Below are 20170 nucleotides of genomic sequence, written 5' to 3' on the forward strand. Positions count from 1 at the left end.
ATATTTCCCCCTCAATGTGCGGTTGGCGCTTCCGGCATCCCGGAATCGTTCAGCGTTTTGATAAAGCCATCGTGTAACTCGGATAGCACCTCACGCCCCATCTCGGAGAGGCCGCCGTTTTCACCCCGCATTGCGGCATAGAACTCGATGGCGTTTATCGTTCCCTGTTCCGCGCCGTATTTCTTAATCAACGCCCCCTCAATGTTGTTAGCCATCGCGAAACGTTCAGTGGACAGATAAAGGTTCATCGCGCCATATTCGCCGCGATAAACCGCACATTCCAGGTACTCGCCCGGCCTCCACTCAACAGTCACACTGCCGTTGGCTTCCCGCTGCTCATGGTTAAAGGCAAAGGCAATCACCCAGCGCCAGAGCAGCAGCACGTCATTGTGGGTATAGTCGTAGTCGGACTGCCCCCATTTACGGGTGATCTCAAACGCCAAATCGAGGTCATCGTCCCATTCCCCGGCATCCAGGCGCGTCATGACGTTAGCGTAGGGGATGAGGGCTACATGTTCGTACAGGCGTTCGGCGGTGTGCTGCGAGATGTTGATGCCGTCCGGGGTATTCTCGAGGTGATAGCGGCTCATGCGGCATCCTCCGTTTTAGCTTTGCAGGATGCAGGCAGACCTTCACGGCTCCGGAGTTCAAAATCTGCATCGATTTCATTAAATTTGAGCGCTTCAGCAATGCGCGGGAGGTACATCAATGATTCAGCTACTGTCCGTAAATCTTCAAGGACAAGGTCATCGCCGTACGCATCACTGCTGCGCGCCAAGAACGCCATGCTGCCCATCGTGCGCAGTGCTGCCATAATGCCATCGAACGCATCGCTGTACTGGTTACGGGCCTCCCTCAGGCTATCCGTATCCATCCGCTGAAAATCGTAGCGAATAAGTTGGTTGTAGATATCAGCCATGATGTTCCTCCTCCATCATCGCTTCTAGTGAGCGGCTGACTTCAGAGTTGAGATCGCAAGCCAGACTGATTAAGTCGATGGGTACAGGTGAAGATTTTTCATCATTAGCCTTATCAAGAATGACCTCGTACAGTGAACAGGCCACGCTTACCCGGTATGCGGCGGTATCGAGAGGGATGGGTGTATTACGCATAGGCAACCCCCTTCGCAAAGTCGCCCAAATCACAGATAGAAATCTGATGCAGGTCAATTAATGTCCTGATTGCCGGACGTATCTGCTTTAATTCCTTGCTGCGTAGGGTCATGGCAGCACTACCGGGTTTACCGTGACAGTGAGAGGATTCTTTCTCAGCCTTTGCAACAATATGCTGGGCTTTCTCCGCTGGCATCTCGCGCAACTCTTCGAGGCTGGGGATCTCGACGTGGCGGAGGTCGCCCAGAGTGTTGCGGCGGAAGTAGACTTCGACCATCTGGTTTTGAACATCCCACGACAACTCATCGTTAAACGGCTTAACCAGAAGCAGGTAGCCCCGCTCGGTGACAAGCATCCCTTTCGGAGTTCGCGTGGGGAAAACACCCTGCAACGACTCGGTCCCTTTAACGGACAGAGTCACATCGAAGAAATCCTTACCTTCAGTAAAGCGGCAACGGTTTCGATTAAAAGCTTTTCTTGCCGTTCCCTTCGGGCGACCATGCGCCTTATCAATCATGGCGAAGGTGACGACACGCTGGCCTTGGTACTCGACTACCGGCATAGCGGTGTTCTGGATGGCGACGAAGTTAGACATGGGCCACCCCCTGAACGGTAACGATTTCCGTTATGGTTGCCAGAACCGTAGAGATTTCCTCTATGCCTTCGACGGGCAGCTTTGGCGACTTGGGGTCTTTAAGACCCTGAGTGAAGCGATTCACAGGTTGACGTCCAGCCCAGATTAGGCGGCTGTCTTTGAACAGGGAATTGTAGATGCAGCGATCTTGACGTGTGAACGACACTTTGCCGTAGGGCTCAGATGAGTATTCGGGGATAATCCAGTAGGTATCAATAAACTCGGGGCGAGTTTGGGTGGTAGCAACCATAGCGGTGGCCTCCTTCGTGGGTTCTATCGAACCTCGCTCCCTGATTCCAAGCAGGGTGGCGAGACGTAACGGAGTTGGAATACCGGCCACGAAGAACCCGGCGAGCGCAAGCGCTCCCCCGCTACGTCCCACCATTATAGGGGCGCAACGCTGGTTACGGACGCAAAAAAACCGCTTATCGCGGCTGATGTCCGCTTCATGGATCGGGATTCCAAACCCGGCACCCGTTTTGTTAAGGTGCTGGTCACGACTATAAGACAGATTGCCGGTAGCTTGCAAGTGAGAATTATGGTGTAATTCGTTCGATTCCTCACAAGTAATCAACTGCATGACTCGAAGGGCCGGACGTGGCCCTTTTTCTTTGCCTGTCGTCTGCACAAACGCCGAATTCACTTTGATATTCAGACAGTTACCCGCACATACCCCCATGAGAGAGCCGCACTCTAACTCATTGATTGCATTGCGAGAGGTCACAGTGACCCCTTGCATGGAGCTACGACGTTGGCGAGATTTTGCGCTAGTGAGGGTTTTCGCCGATTTTGGCGAGAACAAATTGATGTAACCCACCAAATTCTCCGAGGTCATCGATACAGTGACCTCGGCACTATACGAACTCGCCACGTTGACTGAGCAAAATATTTTGCTCAATGAGCCAGCCAATGGGAAGCCTCCTTTCTGGCTGGCTTCTCCTACGTCTGCCAATCCCTCCGTTTCAAACAGAGAAATGCCACTCTGGAATATATCGCTCACTTTATTTAAGGCGCAGGGATACCCGTCCCGGTTATTACCGGAAATTATAGTTAACATGGCTAAACCTTATTTTTAATTGACGGTAGGTTGCTTGTTTTTGCTTAAATCCCTGACAGGCGGATCTTGCATCCAGTGCAACACTTCGCTCAAGCGCCACGCATTCGAGGTTGCGCCAAGTTTAATTCGCTTGGGAAAACGCCCTTCCTGTTCCCACTTCCATGCACTGATTTTTCCTATTGCGGTAAGCTTATGTCTTTCATCTTCACGAATAAAACGTTCGTAGGGTTCGTTGACGGAATTAAGCAACTTGCGGCGCTCTTCTTCCGTGGGGTAAACGTATTTATGAACCATTTCATTATCTCCATATTTCAGTATTTTTAAGTATGTTTTCAAAGTTAGATAAGAAAGTAAACAGGGCGGAAAAGCAGTTATTCTTCCTCACCCTGGAATAGGACATTCAGATTTATTTATCTCTATTTCCATCTATTTATTTTTGACATGAAAATATTTTCAATAAATAAAAACCCGTTCACCTACCGTTTAATTAATCCACCTGGTAGTACGCTCTTCGCCGCCAGTTCATCGAGTCTGTCCATCCACCGATTTAGTGCGTCAAGCTTCTCCGGTAAGTACTGACTACGGTTGTAGATACCCATGACTCCCGGCATAGCATGTCCTAGAAGCTGCTCTACCACATGCGGCATTACCCCCATGTCATTTAGCTTGGTTGCCAGCGTCCGGCGCAGATCGTGAGGCGTCCAGTGTTTATCATGACCGAGAGTTTTACATAGTTTTCTACCTGTTGATGAAGTACAGTTCTGCGTCTTTAGCTCACCAAGTAAATACCCGGTTCGTAAGTTATGGGCGCGCAATATCTCAATACATGGTCGTATCTTTTCAGGTATAGGTCTAATTATAGGCGTCTCAGTTTTGCTATGCTCTTTAGGAACAGTCCATAACCCGTTATCTAAATCCCATTCATCCCAACGGGATAATCTTGCTTCACAACTCCTACAGCCAAATACAATCAATACTTTTATAAGTATGGAATAATAAGGTAATATCGCGTTTTTATTATTTACGAATTTCCATAACTGCCCTATTTCAATATCACTTAATACCCTGTCTCTTTTCCCTCCCTTCTTCCCTATATCAGATATAGTTAAGTCATCTAACACATCACTGACAGCATACCTCCGTACTCTGCAAAACTTTAGTGCTTGTTTGCATTGTTGAAATAACATTCCTGCCGTCACAGGAATATCTTTCATACGGTCAAAGCATTGCAACCAATGGCGAGTTTCACAATCAGACAAGGCCATGTCACCGATATATGGATAAATGTGCTTTTTACATCTTTCAGTATCGTTGATAATTTTTGCTCTTCTCTCAATCCCATAGTGTTTTACCCAATACTCAATTGTATCCCTAACCGTTACTGGCTTGAGTGATTCTTGTTTTTTGAGCTTAAGCTGGCGCTTTGGGTCTTTACCATCAGATAGCCATGTACGGCACTCGTCACGCTTCTCCCTCGCCCGTTTGAGACTCATATCAGGATAGCGCCCGAGAGTCATGCGTTGTAGCACTCCGTTGTTACGATAGGTGAACGTCCAGCTAATGCCGCCGACTGGTGACACTCTCACGCTAAGCCCTGCACCATCTGCGAAGAACTCAGGTTTATCACGGGTCGTTCCCATCAGATTTTTAAGCCGTTTGTCAGAAAGTTTGTTCAGGTCTCCGCCCACAATTTACCTCAATGTTTTACGCGAAAGTTTATACACATTTTACTGTAAGAGGGTGAATAAAAGGAAATGAGAATGAAGGGGTAAATCATAAAAACCATTGTAAATAATAGTAATTATCGTCTATATGTGAACGTCTGGAAATGAGTGCGAGCGATATATCACATCTCCGTACAAGGTGTGAATGGCCGCCGCCTGCACTCTGGCGTACACCTCTGCATCCAGACGGCGTAACACACCGTCCTCGTTAAATCGTGTCAGCAAATCACCGCGAACGGTGTCTATCAGTTGTGGCAGGGTCGGGCGCGAAAAACCGCTAGTTTGCATGGATCACGCTCCACAGGTTGTTGAGGGGCATCGTTTTTATGTGATGGTCAGGTAAGGTCAGGATGACGGTTGCGCTTAATCTATCGGTACCTGAGCGCACTACCTCAATATCAACACGAAGCGCTACACCGTCCTCCGTCATCCACTTGAGCGCCTGAGCGATATATTCCTTCGCTTTTTGCGCCGTCTGAGGGGTTAAGGTTGTGCGTTTCAGCAGATGCAATCGAGAGCCAATCCGGTCATTTTGTACCGTCGGCCACGTATCACCCCACCATCCCATCGGGGTATCCGTGTCGTCATCCTGTTCAGCCCGTCGCCAGGTGAACAGCGAGATAATCACGGCACGGCTTACCCGGTCATCATGTTCAATAGGCATACCGGTCATCTTATTTCATCCCTTGAGTAGGTGTACCGGTCATGCCGCCGCTATCGCCTGAATGCGCATGGCTGTTGTACTGTTTCCTCATTGTGCTTAATGAACCGATTTTATCTTGCACCTCCGCCGCAGACGTAATCGATTTCTCCGCCTTGATTGCACCCGATGTTTCAATTAAGGCGGTATTCAGTACCACCTTGTTTTTAGCATTCAGGATGAACGTCTCTGTTGTCGCTTCGATTAACCGGCCACGCTTAAGCACGATGCTATCGCCTTCATCGCTATAAATGGCGACTTCACCTTCTTTCAGCCCCTTAAGCCGATAGCGTCGGTCTGCAACGTTAATGACAATGCCGTGTGACCGATCGCCAGCGAGAAATAGCGCAACCCCTTCCGCGCCAGAATGCGCGGTCGAGGTAAAGCCGTAAGGCTCAAGGTATTCCACACCGGCTTTTGTTTCGCCCGCTATCATTGCGATATCTACCTGCTGGCAAGCCATGGCACTATTTACCCCTCGCACGACTGCCCTTGACCATAGACGCGACAAGCTGCGCTGTAGCATGGATACAACGTTTTTCATTTAATACGTCTCCAGCTGAACAAAAGAATAAAAGCGGTCAATGCCCCAAAATGGGTGATCGGTACAGGACGAATCGCTAATCCTCGTCGTCTGGCGCTTTCAATTCCTCAAGCGCTGGAATATAGGCGGCTTCTGGCCCGACTCGCAGTTCACATAACGTACCGCCTTCATCCTGCGTATACACCACCTCGCTAATGACCAGTTCACGGTTGTTAAACCCCAGCACCGGATCAAACACAATCACCCGCTGGTTAGGTTTCCACAGACTGCCATCACCTTGCCGCCAACCTTGAACGGTATAGGTCGTTTCCTCGGTTCTGGCTGCCCGTTGCTTTGCTTCAAATTCACTCCGTGCGCGACAGCTGGCCCCAGTGGCATTACCGGATTGCTGGATATGTTGCGGACGATAGCGCGTTATCTGGCTATCCCTGGCTCTGGCGCGCAGTGCTGTCAGTGTGGCTTCGCCGTGATCTGAGTCATCACCTACCCGTTGCCCTGCGACCTGGTATTCTGAAAAACGTTCACGGATACTCTGTTCGGTATCACAGGTGAGAATATTCTCACCCCAGACAAGCGCCGTTGTTGCACGATCATTACCGACCGTGCCAATCAATAGATTGCCTTCCTCATCGTCCCAGGCGAGCGCCTGTTGGCTTCCCAGCGCTTTGTTGAGTACCTCGTGTACGGTTTCCCCATAATCCGCCTGAAAAGCCTGTAGCGGCGTTTGGGGGGCTTTCTGGTTAATCACCTTAATGCCAAAGGGTTTTGCCAGTGCTGAGGCTATCTGATGCAAGGTGTTGCCCGTAAAAAGCGTGGTATGGGCAGCACAATCGATTAAATCCGCCGTCTTGCTGCGACCACTGATACCAACATTGATACTTTTTGCGTCATAGCGTATCGGGATCGCTTCAATCCAGCCGGTCAGGACTTTATCCTGACCGATGAGGACGTCGACCAATTCACCTTTTTTAATTCTGGGCTGTAACGCTACGCTTCCTGATTCACCCGGCCATTGGCGGGTGATTTCGACATTGAAATCGCGTGAGAGTCGTTCTATCCCTGCTGAAATCTGGACGCGTGTCCAACCGCCCCATTCGCGCCCGTTGACGCGCAATATCACATGATCGCTCATCTTGCAGGAACCCTTAAGGGGTGTACCGGCACAAAACCGGGATGGTTAACGGTATTGCGGCGGGTGATATCGGTTTCCCGTGCCGCGTTGTCATACCAGTTGGCCGCCAGAACCAGCGCAGGCAGCACCGTTTCGGGTGTACGGGTGACGGTTTTTTCAACTTGTGCCAGTCGTGTGGCAATATCCCGGTTGGCATCGGTTTTCACCTGTTGCAAGGCAAGGAACAGCGTATCGTCAAGCGTTAACGCCTGTTCGTGCCCGATAGCCTGATTCAGCGTTTCCCGCACCCTGACCAACGCCTCCCACGTGACCGCCGCGAGTCCTTCAATGTGACTGCCTGCGGTATGGGAAACCGCGTGTAATGCGGGATGGGAAATATTGACCTGTAGCTGACGTTTTGCACGTTGATTAACCGGTAACATAGCGGTACGTGGTGGGGGGAGTTGTGTTAATCGCCACGTCGCCTCATGGATGGCCGTGGTACGCAACAAAGCGGCAATACGATTACTTCGCCTACGTTCAGACTGTATACTTGGCCTGTCGCTTTTCCAGACGCCGCGTGGCGCTAAATCATGCCCCAGCGTCACACCGGATAGCGTCCTGATTTGCTGTGCCAGTGTGGACGCATCCTGCGCGGTACGCCGTCCCGCCCTCCACATTTTCTGTATCGATTCAACCAGGTTTTTACCGGGTGAGCCGGGCGTCAAGATCACCGAAATATCCCCCTGTAGCAGGCGGGAAGCCGCCGTGATCCCGCTATCGATAGTGTCAAAGGCGTTGGTGATATTGCCAATCATCTCTTTGGCTCGTACCAACACATCAGCCTGTGCAAAATCGGCCAATCCTTTTAAGCCTAAATCAGCAAAAACCGCCTCAATCCGATCATTGAGCGCGGAACTGGAAGAAATCAGGGTGTGACTGGTGGCGATACCCGCAGTCGGGAAAGATAATTCACCGGCTTCGACCACGCTAAAACTGACGCGGCACATCCTCCCCTCTCGTCCGCTATGGCTCACTCTGACTTCACCGTCAATACAGACGGCTATCTCACCGTAGTAGGGGTGTACCAGCGTGCCCGGCCCCGGCGTATCGATAGCCACAATGAGCCGATCTCTGGCCTCGAAGAAATCATCACCGACCAGATACGCGCTGATAGTAAAGCGCCGCGTTGCCCTGCCTAAATCTTCCGTATACGGCTTGTCGCGATTGGGGTATTCATGCACCTGTACCCGCCGTCCGAACGTCCCTTCGTCGTCCTCTACCTGAAACGGTACGCCACGAAAAGACGCAGGACGCAGCTGCTCCTTCCAGTTCATCATCACCGCTCCTTAAAAAGAAAAACCGCCGAAGCGGTCATTGTCTGGCGAAGCGGGTATAACCCACGTCATAGTTAAACCACGAGGGTGACTTACCTTCGGTTTGCACCTGCGTGCCGGTCAGCATATTGCGAAAATCCACCGTCAGTTTCAGGTTTGCCTGCTCATCTCGACGCAAGGGGGAGTCCAATAGACCGACATTCTCCCTTTCTCGCGCTGACAGGGAGGAAGGGAGAGGGCCAGACGGGGGATTTTCGTGACTTTTTGCGGCATCAAGACCCGCCTGATATTGCTCATACCTGTCTTTGTTAAAGAACGGCGTCCAGTCAGACGCGAGGAACAGGCCCGTGTTCTTCATCCATTTTCCTGCTCCTGTTTTGCCCAGGGTACTGTCCAGTGCGCTTTCCACGGGGTCATAGAGCATGGCCCCTACTGCACCGTATAATCCTGCCTTACTTCCCAGGCCAAACAACCCCGTTGCCTTCGTTGCCTTCCCTAGCTGACGCATTTCTTTTGTGACGCTGCCAATAGAGGAAACCATATCGAGCGCCCATTTTGTCGCCACAAATGCCACAATGCCTTTCAGGATGTTTTCCCACCCCCCCAGGGCTTGTGCTACGCCGTCAATATTTCGCCAGACTTCTTTAACCATTGGACCCGTGGTTTCCCAATTATCGACGATAAGCCCACCGCCTATGACCATTAACGAGACCAGCTTACCCAGCGTCGACATTTTCATCACACTGTTAAAAAGCCTGAAAGCACGGGTGACAACCCCTACCGCTGTCGCGGTTCCCAGCAGATAAGCCCCCCACCTGGCGAAGGATTTAATCAGTTCTGGATGGGCTTTTACCCAGGTGCGAAATTGTTCAATCAACGGCTGGATTTTCTTTGTCACTTCAACAAGTGTGGGCAAAAAAATTGACCCCAGACTGACACTCGCAACGTGCATCTGATTTTTAAACAGTTGGATAGCATTTGCCGTGGTGGCCGCACGGCTGGCGTATTCCTTCTGCATCGAGCCGCCGTACTTTTGTTTGTCTGCGACCCTATCCAGATTAATTTCCAGTAATTCAAGGTTGGTCAGCAGCGGGGCAAGGGCTGAAAGTGATTCAGTGCCAAACAGTGAATTTAATAAGGAGGTTTGCTCTGCTTTAGGGACTTTTTCTATTGCCTTTAGCACCATCAGCATCGCGCCTTTTGCGTCTTTCTGCATCTGTGTCGCGAGTTTTTTGGGGCTTATTTTTAAGGCTCTTAAGGCTATTTTTTGCGAGGTTGTCGCGGATTTTCCCCTGGTTAACGCCACCATAAAGTTCTTGATGCCGGTTGCCGCCACATCTGACTCAACCCCCATCCCGGCAATGGTTGCGCCAAGTGCCGCAATTTCACCCGATGCCAGGCCCGCGACTTCACCCAATGGGCCAATGCGGGTCACAATATCGGAAATTTTAGCGGCATTGGCGGGACCGTTGTTGCCAAGGTCATTGATTTTATCGGCAAGGGAGACCACATCATTTTGCGTCAACCGAAATGCCGTCCGCCACTGTGCCATCATCTGCCCGGATTGCTCAGCCGTCTGGTCAAAGGCGATACCCATTTTTACCGCGGATTGGGCGAAGGACATCAGTTCTTCTTTCGCGATCCCCGCCTGCCCCCCCGCGGCCACAATCTGCCCAATGCCATCGGCTGCCATGGGGAGTACTGTCGACAGCTTAAGGATATCTTCTGACATCTGCCTGAATTGTTCTGGCGTATCAAAATCAACCACCTTGCGGATATCGGCCATTGTTGATTCAAAGTCTATCGCCTGTTTGATGGGACCTGCCATGGCAGTAACAACGCCAGCCCCTAATGCAGCAGCCCCCGCCAATCCCGCGCTAACCTCCTTTTTGAAGGACTTCATTTCACGCCGCATCCCCTTTAACGGGGCGGAGAGTTTATCAACGGCAGTGATGATCGCTTTTAACTCAAAACTATTCGCCACTGTGTCGTTCCTTATTGATGCGAACAGCCTCTCCCTCCAGTTCAAGAAACTGACTCAGCGGATGTCGGCGTAATTCGAAGGGGTTTATGCGCCAGAACCAGGCAACGTTGTAGAATCGTCGTCTGAGACTGCCAGGCTCTGGGCACCGGTAAAAAAACTCACGATGGTCATTGAAGCGAGAAAGACATCATGTAGCGCCATCTGTTGCGCAGAAGAGCGGGGGATCCCCGCCAGTTCAGGCAAATAAGACAGGGCGGAGCGGGTATCCAGCCGCATCTCGCCTCGCTCAGAGTAACTGAAAGGAATGCCAAACTTTTCGACCTGATCAAACGTCGGTTCCTGAATATCCAGTACTGAAATTTTTTCGTTGTGTATCTGAATAGGTTTGCTCAGTGTAATTGATTTCATTGATAAAATCCTTCATTTCCGTGAAATTCCATCTCAACCGTACCTTCGTCAGCGTTATAGGAAGATTCACCCGACAGCCACGCGCCCGACAGAACATAAACCATGCCGTTAGCCAATTCAGCGGTGAGGGTCATTTCATCGGCTGTGGTGAGTTTTTGGAGGGGAAACTGTCTCTCGACCTTAAATTCCGCCTTGATATAAGGCGCACGATGCGTTTGTTTGTAATGCACACTGCCATCAAGCCCCACCACATCCTCTCTCACGGTGAGATTCATCGGCACTTCCACACTGCCATTCAATGAGAGTTGCTGCCCATCGACCTTAAAATAGCAGGTGCCGCCTATTCTTCTTTTTCCCGTCATCACCCCACCTCACCCTGGTTATATTGCAGCCTGAATTGATTCACCAACGCAAATACCCGCAGCTGATTGATATAATCCGCCGGAAAGACCACATCAATCCGGTTGGGATCATTGGCGTTGCGCTCAACGATGAGATGTTGACGAAAAGCATCGAAATTTTCGACAATCCCTTCATTTTCCAACTGGCGATACACCGCACAGAGTTCGGCCTTAATCACGGCGGGCGTAGCAATCGCCTGACCTGCCCCGAATCGGGTACCGTCATCGGCCAGTTTGTGCCGTCCGTACTTGCTGGTTATGACGGATTTCAATCGCCGCAAAATATAAGCGCTGGTATAGAGTGTTTCACTGTCCAGATAGCTGTTATCCGCCACCCCGTAACGGTTTTTCTGGTAGGTCGTCACATCGCGCTGAAGGCGTAATACGCCGCCTTCCACATTGGTGGTGGCGATACCGTGTGAAAGCAGGGATTGCTGCTCTGTCAAGGTGAAGCGTTTGCCAGACGGTGCGGGTAACACCCCGTTTAACTCGCCCGTGTGGGTCGGTCTGGCGGGGTCATTACGCAAAAATATCGCGCACCGTGCCAGTCGTGCCGCTACCAGTTCATCAAGCGCGGTTTGTATTGCAGGTTCGTATCCAGCGATAGTGAGATGCGGATCATTAAACGAATTGCCAAAAGCGATCAGTTCGCCGACCGTCCCTTTTTTGGCAGTATAAACATGACCGTACAACGGCTGATAAGGACTCCAGCGACCGTTGGTGTCGTTCATCGCCGCGCCCATCTTTTCCAGTGAGGCAGAATCGGAGAAAGGCAAGCCAATAAAATCAAATAACAAGTCACCCATTGCGCCGATAACACTGTCCATATTCGGCGAACCAGCCCCACCACGCATTGGCGTAAGACTGATATTCAAACCAGAAGGGGTATTCTCACCGCCTGTCGGCGAATAATAGTTCAGCATCAATGGAATATCATTGCCCGTTGCCCCTCTATGCTTTGCGGTCAAGCTGATTTTTCCCGCTGAAATTGCCGCGGTGACAGGCAAATCTTCGTTGACATTGATCGCTTTACCAAGGGCGGCAGCAACGGTATTGGCGGTATCCGATTTCTTGACGGCAGATAAAATACGCTGGTTGCTGATATACAGCGTAACGACACCGGGATCGGTGGCGGTGCCACTAATGGCAATCTCGCCTGTTGCTTTCGTCCCCCTGGTTTCAGGTACAGCAGGTACCGCAATGACAAATAATTCACCTATCGCATCAATCCGACGGTAGGCTTGCACCATGCGGTCCAACTGGCTGCCCCGACCGGCTAACTGTTGCATCATTTCTGACGAGGGGATGATCATCGGTGCATTCAGGGGCATTTTTGCATTCGGTAATGCATGGCCAATGAGCAGTGCCGGGCCGCTGGCTTGCATCGTATTGGCAGCGCTGTTATCCATTTCTGTATAGACCCCAGACACACGCAGGTTCGCGTTCATGGTATTAAAGCTAATGGTCATTCCTGCGTCTCCTCTTTAGCCTTTTTTAGCTTATTTTTTGTGGGATCAATCGTCTCTTGATTGATGGCAAGAGGGGGATGGTCGGATTCACTCACTTCCTCAATATCATCGTCCTGTTTTCTTCTTATCCAAAAAAGCGTTTTTTCAACACGTAATCCTTCTTCTGGCAAATATTCACCAAAATACTCTTTGGTATCGCGCATATATTGTGGAATAGGCACTTTTCGACCGTGTTTGGGTTTAATAAAAACAATTTCTGGTTGGGCACCTATCATTTCAGGTTTATCTCCATATTCGGATTAACGCTGTTTGACGATTTATTCACGTCAATCGCCACGGTGTGTAAGTCAGGTAAATTATTCAGCTCGGCGTATTGCCGTGTGTCTTCGGCATTGATTTCGGTATCAACGACAAAATCAAACTGGTACATCAATTCATGACGATTGAGGTCCAGCAAGGTGCCGCCGTCATAGGTGACGGGATTGCCGCCAGGCTCAGGCTCCCATCCCAACAGCGCGGTGAACAGCATATGCCGCACATCATGGACGACGTCGAACGCCGCCCACTGCCCGCGCTCATCACGTCCGTTACTCAGCATGACGATGACGGAAAAGCTTTCCCTTAGATCCTGCCAGTAATCCGTCTGGCTCTTTTGCTCGCCGGGAGCGTCGTCACCCGGCACCACATAGGCGGCGGGTAAACGTAATTTCCCGGTTTCTGGCAGGCTCTTGAACTGTGCCGCCCCGCCAACCCTGTTTTCAAAGTACGGACAGTGGGTGCGTAGGGCCGCAATAATCGGTGTGAGTTTCATCGTTTTTTATATTTTCTCTGAGTACGTAGGGAGTTACGCAGTTCGCTGGCGAGGTAATAACGGGTCCAGGCGTTATTATTCTGCAATGTCTGTTCCATAAAGTTATTGCGCGGAGCAATGCGCCAACCACGCTCACCAGAGGCACCGCGATGATGACCTTTTTTGCGCGTGGCCCCCTTGCGTACGCCATAGAACAGGATCGCAGGATAGAAGGCCCCGTTTATCAACCGGTTGCCCTTGCCGTTTTTCTGGTTTGGGGCAATACGCACCATCAACCCGGCGCGCCGTTTTGACGCACGCGGCACGTAATAGCCGATAGAACGGGCCAATTTCCCAGTGCGGTATGACGGATTATCCCCCGCCGCAGACTTACCGCGCTTCATCACCAGACGGCGTGCATCACGCATATGCACCTGGCCGATCTTCACAAACGCCCGTCGCAACCTCGCGCGGTTGAAAACCAGCTCTTCCGGTTGCTGAAAATCAACGTGTAAATAGGGAGTTGCCATCGTTACCGCCTCTCAGGGGGATTGATTCATCGGTCAGTTGTTCGCACTCAAGTAGCATGTATTTCCCTGCTTCATTCAGATCACGAAAACGCTTTACGGCATAAACTTTTTCTTTGTGGACAATTTCATAATCAGAAGTCAGTCCAGAGCGAAAGCGGATCGTGAAATAATGTGTAATGACCTGATTTATCTGAACGCTCTCATACCAGGTTGTTGCGCTTACTTGCCTGACCCTGGCTTTAGTCCAAAACGTTTCTGAGTAAGAGGAGACCGTTCCCATATCAGCCGCAGGTAAATCAATGCGTTTTCGTAGAAAAACTTTGTGGCGCAGTTCGCCGGGGTCAGGGAACTGATAGAGTGCACTGGTTTGCGCTAACCGTATCGCCATCAGGAGACCTCTTCCGTTCCGCGCCAGTTCCTCACCTGAAACAGTAAGTCTTCTGCCCGTTGGTTGGTGTAGAGCTGAACTTCTGTTTGTGCGCCTCGGTGCTCGAACGCATCGCAGAGATATAACAGCATTGCCTGAACAATCTGTGAGGGGAGATCTTTAACGCCTTTCCAACGCGGCTCATCACAAAAGCGCAGGCAATAATCGAGGGATGACTGAGCCTGTCGCAGTATCAGAGCATCTCTGTCCTCATCGTCATACTCAAGATGCTGGCGTAACTCTTCTATAGGGACAACATCAGTGACCTTAATCGCCATCATTCAACAGGGCGGCGTTTACCGCCCTCTCCGGGTTGATTAGCTGCCAGCAGGGGTCGCGAAAGCGCCTTTTATCATTGCCTGTGGTCGGTAGTGTGCCAATGCCAGACGCTCTTCACATAGGATGGTGAGCATGTTTTTCACAAAGTTATCGCGATCTTCACGACTCACCTCGATAGTAGCATCCATGCGATCCCAGACCTGGGAGGCCAAATCGAACCCCCCAACGGTAAAGGTACCTTGTGCCTGTGCCCGGGTGGGCACCACAGGCAACCCCCACATGATATTGCTGGCAAAGGCTTGCGGACCGCCAAAGATATAGCGCCCATCGCCATCTTTTAGCAGCGCGATGTTGTGCCAGTCACGCGGATTGAGGATGATACCGGAAGCACTGAACTCGGACTCCGTTACCTGGAAGATCGCGTGGGCGATCATGTCAGATTTGGTGTCACCCTTGACGTTTAAGGTAGTGTCGTAAGCCGTGGCAACGGTATTAATCCCCTTGAGGTTATCCCCGGCACCATCGCCATTGAGCAGCTGAGCTTCTTCCACCAGTGCCAGACCGTACAGCAGGCGGGTGTTTACATAAGATTGCAGCATCGGCGCATCATCCATCACCTGACGTGATGCCTGAACCCAATGCGCGATGGTTTTCACGTTGGCCGTGTCTTTTTCGAAGGTGATATCTGATTCAGGTTTTTGCGCTTTTTCTTTCACTGGCCTGGCGCTATTGGTAAACAGCTTTTCGCGCACATATTCCAGCGAGTTGCTGGAAATACGCCCTTGCGCCAGCAAATCGCGGATCACCAGGCGGCGCAATCCCGGCACGACGATCCCCGACACTTGCATGGGCTGAATGAGCGCCCCCGCGGACCCTGCATCACTGCCAAGGGACTTATTGAAGGTATTGGCTTCAAAGCGGCCTTTGCTGCCATTCCAAGACTTAGTGAGCTCTTGAGCAGCGCGCTCAGAAAACGATTTTTTCTCATCTGGGGCGTCCGGCGCTGAGGAGAGTTTCTGTTCCAGGTCAAACAGGCGTTGACCAGATTGGGTCATTTCGGCCTGCACCTTGACGATGTCAGATTGCAATTGTCTGGAGATCTGGCCAGTGCTTTCGATTTCCGCTTTCTGGGCATCAAACAGTTGCTGTACTTTGGCCTGTGATGCTTCCAGAGCCTTTTGGATTTGTTCAAGTTCGGACATGGTTATTTCCTAACGTGGCTGAAAATGTATTGATGCGCGAGATAAGCGCGGTAATGTCGGTTTTGTTCTCGTCGCTTTCGGACTCGCTCCGAATGGCTGATTTGAACCGGGCAATGAGCCCCACTGCTTGTGACTTGCTGACACCGACTGAATCCCTCAGCCAGTTTTCCACGTCACGAAGGGTTTCTATCCCCTCAGCACTTTTCATGGCGGAAACCCCCGCCAGGTCATTAGCCGGAAAGGTGCATACGCTGACCTCGCGCAGGCGAGAGACGTTTTTGAAGATGCGCCCACCGCTGGCGACAAGGCTGTAGTCGTCTTTGCTGACCGAGAATCCCACGGACATTCCTTCAACCGTGCCGTGTTGCATGGCGGCTTTCAGGTCGCTTGCGCCGCTGTGACCCGGCGTGAGCTGCCCACGCACAAAGAGACCTTTTGTGTCTTCCTGTAGTGCTTCCCACTTACCCACCGGGATTTCCCAGGTGCGGTGATTGAAAAACATCGCCACCTTGCGCGTCTGCGCTTCAAGCGCGCCTTTAAAGGCACCGGGCAGGATGATGTCGCCGTCTGAGTCGGTGTTGTTAAAGACAGAGGCGTACCCTTCAAAAATGCCCTTCGAGCCATCACCGGCAAACTTGATCTCTGTCTGCTCAAAAGAAAGCGTTTTGTTAATGTCTGGCATTGCTGACCCCATAAAAAACTAAACCCCGCTTTCGCGAGGCCGTTGGTGGCTGGTTCCCAGTTCGGTGATGGGCACATATTGCGCCTGACGCATGGCAACATCGCCGCCCGGTAGGGGGGGCAGGTTATCCAGTCGGCGCATTTCGTTGATGGTACGCAACCCGGATTCCCCCATGGCCTTCATAAACGCAGCACGTGAAGTTGAATCCCCCCGCAACAGGCCATCAAGGTTATGTTCAGCATGATAAACACCCACCTGTTCCGGCTTTAACAGCCAGCGCTGGATGCTGTTTTCCCAGCGTGAAATATAGGGTTGCAGTGTGTACTGGAGGAACCCCAGATTCTGTTGCTCGATGCCAGTTCCCCAGCTGGTCGATTTTTCCACCTCCCCTACGAGGTGTGGTGGTACACCAAAGAATCGCGCCAGTTCACTGACCTGGAACTTACGAGACGCCATCGTTTCGGCATCCTGCGGACTCACACCGATATCATGAGCCTGACAGTTTGCCTCCAGTATCCACAATAGTTTTTTTACCGGACCGCCAGCGATTTCCCTGAAGTTCTGTTCCAGTTGTTTGCGCTGGTCTTTAGAAAGTACCCTCTCTCCTGTAGAGAGGATCTTGGGTGACTTAGCGCCGTTGGCGTAAAAATCACGCTGCTGATCTTCCATCGCTACGGCTACGCCAGCCGATTTACAGGCATGCGCTATGGGAGATAAGCCCACTAACCCGTTAAACCCGAAACCCTTCAGGTGAAAAATTTCTCGCTGGCTGAAAGTGGCAAATTCATGATCGCGTTGGTATCGATAAACGATACGTTTCCCTTCCAGCCGGACATCCATATTGGCCGACAGCAGCGGGATAAGGCTAACCACATCGCCAACCCCATTGCGCTCAATCAGCGCATAGGCATTACCGTAGAAACAGAGTTGCATAGTCATTGACTCGCGAAACTCCTGCGCGGTCATGTATTGATTGGGAGAATAACGCAGCAGCCTGGCCAGTGGATTATCCAACCCCACCTTGGCACGGTTATCGTTACCGTCTGTTTTCAATACATCTAATGGCAGACTCGCCGTTAAGGTCGAAATCAATGACACACAGCGCCACACGGTAGAAATTTGCAGAAGGCGTACATCATTGATCAAGGAATCGCCGAGACTGCCGGACGCAGAAACGGGGCCGGTTTGCGATCCCTGATTTGGGGTTACCAGCCTGCCGCCGACGAACCATGACGCCACCCGCGCCCACCAGCCATTGTTGGTACGCAAGTCTATCGAGTATTGGGTATCTGACATTACATGCTCAATGGTTGATATAAAAAGTCTTCAAAGTCGCCACCCCTATCGACAACTTCACCGTTTGCAGCCCCCATCGCCATCGTGAGGGCCACCATGCCATCCATGCGGCCTGTCGCCTTGGATTTATCTATCTTGCGGTTACCCGCCGCGTCTTTGATCACCGTGGCGTTGGCGGCACACATCGTCATCACGGGATGATCACCATGCCGAAGCCGGTTGTTGAGTAACACAGTTTCCAATGTGTCGATGGCGGGAGCCATATCCCGATACCCCTGACCGAATTCCACCAGGGGAAGCGTTAACCCGATGCGGTCTACTTCTTTTTTGAAAACATCGATACGCCAGCGGTCAAAGGCGATAGCTTTTACATCAAAATCACTGAGTAACTCTGCGATTTTTAGCACCACAAAATCATATTCCACTGAGGTAGTCGGCGTCGTTTCGAGGTAACCTTGCCTGGCCCAAACATCATAAGGGGCGCGATCTCGCCTGGCCCGGTCGAGCAAGGTCTTACCCGGTGTCCAGAAGAACGGGAATACCAGCCAGTCGCGCTCTTTATCCTGTCCCACAATCACCAGCGCGGTAAGGTCGTTCTTTTCTGACAGGTCGAGCCCCGCGTAGCACTCCCCAACAATCATGCCCGGACGAATGTCCTTCAGAATACTGGCTTCCCAAACATTACGGGAGACGAACGGTGACACAGTGGATACGCGCTGATTTAGATTGAGATTACGAAAGGTATTTTCACTGCTGGGCATCCTCGTCGCCTCTTCTGCCCGGCGCTCCATCTCGTCCAGTGAACGAAAGGTTCCCAACGCCGGATTAGCGGCACGCCATGCAGCCCGATCCATAATGTCGGCGTCTTTTTCGGCAGTATGCACATGGCAAACAATATGTGGATCGCCAGAAGTTGCCGCGTCATCAATCCACACGCTCAACAGGTCGGCGTCGTTGGCCGCCTGGGTACTGATAGCAATCAGCAAAGGTGTCTCATGCGCCCCTTGTGAGGTAACAATGGCGTCAACAAAATCACTGCGCGGACCTACTACCTGCCCCACTTCATCCAGAATGGCCAGCACTGGAGAAAGACCGTGTGCGGTTTTACCCTCGGCGGCCAGCGCCTTGTACTCAACATTACAAGGGGTACCAATCAGCCGCTTACCGCTGGGAATGATATGCACAATGTCCTGTAGCGCGGGGTTAAGATTAATCATTTTGACCGACAGGCTAAAGACCAGCGCAGCCTGCTCTCGGCTCATCGCCCCACTGACGATCTGAGAGTTTTGCACCGCTTCTGGGCCAACCAGGTGAGCAAGAAGTATTCCAGCAATTAACCCGGTTTTCCCGTTCTTTCGGGCGATGCTTAAAATTGCCCTGCTGGTGCCCACCGGGTTGTCATAGACATCAAGCAGAAAGTCTTTCTGGAAGCCATCAAGCTTCATCGGCTGTCCGATAAACTTGCCTTCCGGCACAATGCAATAGCGCTCAATGAACGCTATCACGCGCTCACCTCGCGTCATGAATGCCCCTTAATGTTTTGGAAACGCGATCAGATTATCGTCTTCGCGTTGATGACCACTGACCGTGCTTCTGGCGTTCCTGTCATTCCTGTTTTTGTTACGCTGGTCGCGGCTTTCACCGTTGGTAGCGTGGGAATGGATTTGCAGATCTCGTCGCTGTGCCAAAATCGCGCGCTGTAATTCTACGATTTGTTTGCGCAATTCTTTAATTTCAACCATGTTTCTCGCCTCACCGCGCACGCGCTCTTCGTTACGTAAATCACGCCGTAACATGTTGATATAGTGTTGATTATTTGCCAGCTCAACAGCGGCTAACAGGTCAGCGGGTGTCCAGCTATCCAATGCTTTGGATCGAATATTGTCATGCCAAAAAGGCTCGGCTTTTTTTTCCAAACCCGCGTGCGCCGGGGGCTGAAGGGTGTCCCCGGTCGCATTTTTCATGGCCTGGATCGCCGCCGTCGCACTGTCAGAGCGGTTTCGTTTTTCTGCCATTTGAGAGCACCTTGAAAACTAAAAAAATCGGGTTAGCGTTAAAGTTGAGGAGGGCGGGCGGTCAGGAACAGCAAGCGCCCTGAACTTTTCCCCCGCCCCCCTATGGGGTTAGCTGTGTTTGAACCAGTCTGAATTGGGATCGAGAGGCATACCATTCTCATCGCAGCCGATGACCTTGTCCCGCTTTTCCATTCTTTGTTTAGTCGATGAGTGATGCGGGACGCACAGTCCCTGCCAGTTCTCTTTATTCCAGAATAATGTTTGTGCCTTTGCTATCGCCGCCTTGTCGCCAGACTTCAACGCTTCTTTAAGTTTGTGCGGAATGATGTGGTCAACAACGACAGCGGGTGTTATCCGTCCCTGCTCGTGGCACATACGGCATAACGGATGAGCGCGCAAAAATGAAACACGCGCTTTGTCCCACCTGCTGTTGTAGATGTGGGGTCCTTTCAAGACTCATCCCCCTCT

The 20170-nt window shown here is 51.4% G+C and carries 26 protein-coding genes and 1 pseudogene; all 27 read right to left on the minus strand.

Annotation, left to right across the window (positions count from 1 at the left end; all coding sequences use genetic code 11):
• Nucleotides 1–11 precede the first annotated feature (11 nt).
• Nucleotides 12–590 (minus strand): hypothetical protein, encoded by a 579-nt coding sequence (locus ACD630_RS11220; protein ID WP_430359104.1) that lies wholly within the window; start codon nt 588–590, stop codon nt 12–14.
• Nucleotides 587–919, minus strand: coding sequence for a hypothetical protein (locus ACD630_RS11225; protein ID WP_430359105.1), 333 nt, complete (start codon nt 917–919; stop codon nt 587–589). Before ACD630_RS11225 ends, ACD630_RS11220 begins: the two co-directional genes overlap by 4 nt.
• Complete coding sequence (locus ACD630_RS11230) at nt 912–1112, minus strand: hypothetical protein (RefSeq protein ID WP_430359994.1); 201 nt, start codon at nt 1110–1112, stop codon at nt 912–914. The genes ACD630_RS11225 and ACD630_RS11230 overlap by 8 nt, the downstream gene beginning before the upstream one ends.
• Nucleotides 1105–1707 (minus strand): ORF6N domain-containing protein, encoded by a 603-nt coding sequence (locus ACD630_RS11235; RefSeq protein WP_430359106.1) that lies wholly within the window; start codon nt 1705–1707, stop codon nt 1105–1107. Before ACD630_RS11235 ends, ACD630_RS11230 begins: the two co-directional genes overlap by 8 nt.
• The gene (locus tag ACD630_RS11240; protein WP_430359107.1) at nt 1700–2803 is read right to left on the minus strand and encodes a hypothetical protein; all 1104 of its coding nucleotides are present in this window, start codon (nt 2801–2803) and stop codon (nt 1700–1702) included. The genes ACD630_RS11235 and ACD630_RS11240 overlap by 8 nt, the downstream gene beginning before the upstream one ends.
• A gap of 15 nt (nt 2804–2818) precedes the next feature.
• Entirely contained in the window at nt 2819–3139 is a 321-nt protein-coding gene (locus ACD630_RS11245) for a helix-turn-helix transcriptional regulator (RefSeq protein WP_430359108.1), read from the minus strand.
• A gap of 140 nt (nt 3140–3279) precedes the next feature.
• Complete coding sequence (locus ACD630_RS11250) at nt 3280–4491, minus strand: tyrosine-type recombinase/integrase (RefSeq protein WP_430359109.1); 1212 nt, start codon at nt 4489–4491, stop codon at nt 3280–3282.
• A 129-nt stretch (nt 4492–4620) separates the two neighbouring features.
• A pseudogene (locus ACD630_RS11255) lies at nt 4621–4815 on the minus strand (baseplate J/gp47 family protein); the annotation flags it as partial.
• On the minus strand, nt 4805–5191 hold the full coding sequence (locus tag ACD630_RS11260; RefSeq protein ID WP_430358826.1) for a phage GP46 family protein: 387 nt from the start codon (nt 5189–5191) through the stop codon (nt 4805–4807). The pseudogene ACD630_RS11255 and the gene ACD630_RS11260, both read right to left, overlap by 11 nt.
• 10 nt (nt 5192–5201) lie before the next feature.
• Nucleotides 5202–5771 (minus strand): phage baseplate assembly protein V, encoded by a 570-nt coding sequence (locus ACD630_RS11265; protein ID WP_430357677.1) that lies wholly within the window; start codon nt 5769–5771, stop codon nt 5202–5204.
• Between the two features lie 76 nt (nt 5772–5847).
• Complete coding sequence (locus ACD630_RS11270) at nt 5848–6903, minus strand: phage baseplate assembly protein (protein WP_430357678.1); 1056 nt, start codon at nt 6901–6903, stop codon at nt 5848–5850.
• On the minus strand, nt 6900–8222 hold the full coding sequence (locus ACD630_RS11275) for a DNA circularization protein (protein ID WP_430357679.1): 1323 nt from the start codon (nt 8220–8222) through the stop codon (nt 6900–6902). The genes ACD630_RS11270 and ACD630_RS11275 overlap by 4 nt, the downstream gene beginning before the upstream one ends.
• A gap of 34 nt (nt 8223–8256) precedes the next feature.
• Entirely contained in the window at nt 8257–10203 is a 1947-nt protein-coding gene (locus ACD630_RS11280; RefSeq protein WP_430357680.1) for a phage tail tape measure protein, read from the minus strand.
• Nucleotides 10204–10287: 84 nt separating this feature from the next.
• On the minus strand, nt 10288–10611 hold the full coding sequence (locus tag ACD630_RS11285) for a phage tail assembly protein (RefSeq protein WP_430357681.1): 324 nt from the start codon (nt 10609–10611) through the stop codon (nt 10288–10290).
• On the minus strand, nt 10608–10973 hold the full coding sequence (locus ACD630_RS11290) for a phage tail tube protein (protein WP_430357682.1): 366 nt from the start codon (nt 10971–10973) through the stop codon (nt 10608–10610). Before ACD630_RS11290 ends, ACD630_RS11285 begins: the two co-directional genes overlap by 4 nt.
• Nucleotides 10973–12481: a phage tail sheath subtilisin-like domain-containing protein gene (locus ACD630_RS11295; protein WP_430357684.1), complete on the minus strand. Its 1509-nt coding sequence runs from the start codon at nt 12479–12481 to the stop codon at nt 10973–10975. The genes ACD630_RS11290 and ACD630_RS11295 overlap by 1 nt, the downstream gene beginning before the upstream one ends.
• Nucleotides 12478–12756 (minus strand): DUF2635 domain-containing protein, encoded by a 279-nt coding sequence (locus tag ACD630_RS11300; protein ID WP_430357685.1) that lies wholly within the window; start codon nt 12754–12756, stop codon nt 12478–12480. The genes ACD630_RS11295 and ACD630_RS11300 overlap by 4 nt, the downstream gene beginning before the upstream one ends.
• Nucleotides 12753–13292 carry a phage tail terminator protein gene (locus tag ACD630_RS11305; protein WP_430357686.1) on the minus strand — a complete coding sequence of 180 codons (540 nt, stop codon included), beginning with the start codon at nt 13290–13292 and terminating at the stop codon, nt 12753–12755. Before ACD630_RS11305 ends, ACD630_RS11300 begins: the two co-directional genes overlap by 4 nt.
• Nucleotides 13289–13801 (minus strand): hypothetical protein, encoded by a 513-nt coding sequence (locus ACD630_RS11310; RefSeq protein WP_430357687.1) that lies wholly within the window; start codon nt 13799–13801, stop codon nt 13289–13291. The genes ACD630_RS11305 and ACD630_RS11310 overlap by 4 nt, the downstream gene beginning before the upstream one ends.
• On the minus strand, nt 13776–14189 hold the full coding sequence (locus ACD630_RS11315) for a phage head closure protein (RefSeq protein ID WP_430357688.1): 414 nt from the start codon (nt 14187–14189) through the stop codon (nt 13776–13778). Before ACD630_RS11315 ends, ACD630_RS11310 begins: the two co-directional genes overlap by 26 nt.
• Complete coding sequence (locus ACD630_RS11320; protein ID WP_430357689.1) at nt 14189–14509, minus strand: head-tail connector protein; 321 nt, start codon at nt 14507–14509, stop codon at nt 14189–14191. Before ACD630_RS11320 ends, ACD630_RS11315 begins: the two co-directional genes overlap by 1 nt.
• Nucleotides 14510–14545: 36 nt before the next feature.
• Nucleotides 14546–15709 carry a phage major capsid protein gene (locus tag ACD630_RS11325; RefSeq protein WP_430357690.1) on the minus strand — a complete coding sequence of 388 codons (1164 nt, stop codon included), beginning with the start codon at nt 15707–15709 and terminating at the stop codon, nt 14546–14548.
• Complete coding sequence (locus ACD630_RS11330; RefSeq protein ID WP_430357691.1) at nt 15696–16391, minus strand: HK97 family phage prohead protease; 696 nt, start codon at nt 16389–16391, stop codon at nt 15696–15698. The genes ACD630_RS11325 and ACD630_RS11330 overlap by 14 nt, the downstream gene beginning before the upstream one ends.
• Nucleotides 16392–16409: 18 nt before the next feature.
• A complete protein-coding gene (locus ACD630_RS11335; RefSeq protein WP_430357692.1) occupies nt 16410–17687 on the minus strand; it encodes a phage portal protein in 1278 nt (425 codons plus the stop codon).
• Nucleotides 17687–19210: a terminase large subunit gene (locus ACD630_RS11340; protein ID WP_430357693.1), complete on the minus strand. Its 1524-nt coding sequence runs from the start codon at nt 19208–19210 to the stop codon at nt 17687–17689. Before ACD630_RS11340 ends, ACD630_RS11335 begins: the two co-directional genes overlap by 1 nt.
• Before the next feature lie 9 nt (nt 19211–19219).
• Nucleotides 19220–19702: a terminase gene (locus ACD630_RS11345; RefSeq protein ID WP_430359110.1), complete on the minus strand. Its 483-nt coding sequence runs from the start codon at nt 19700–19702 to the stop codon at nt 19220–19222.
• 108 nt (nt 19703–19810) lie between these two features.
• Complete coding sequence (locus ACD630_RS11350) at nt 19811–20155, minus strand: HNH endonuclease (protein WP_430357695.1); 345 nt, start codon at nt 20153–20155, stop codon at nt 19811–19813.
• Between the last annotated feature and the right edge of the window lie 15 nt (nt 20156–20170).

It is taken from the genome of Symbiopectobacterium sp. RP, from assembly GCF_050472005.1.
In the GTDB taxonomy this organism is placed as follows: domain Bacteria; phylum Pseudomonadota; class Gammaproteobacteria; order Enterobacterales; family Enterobacteriaceae; genus Symbiopectobacterium.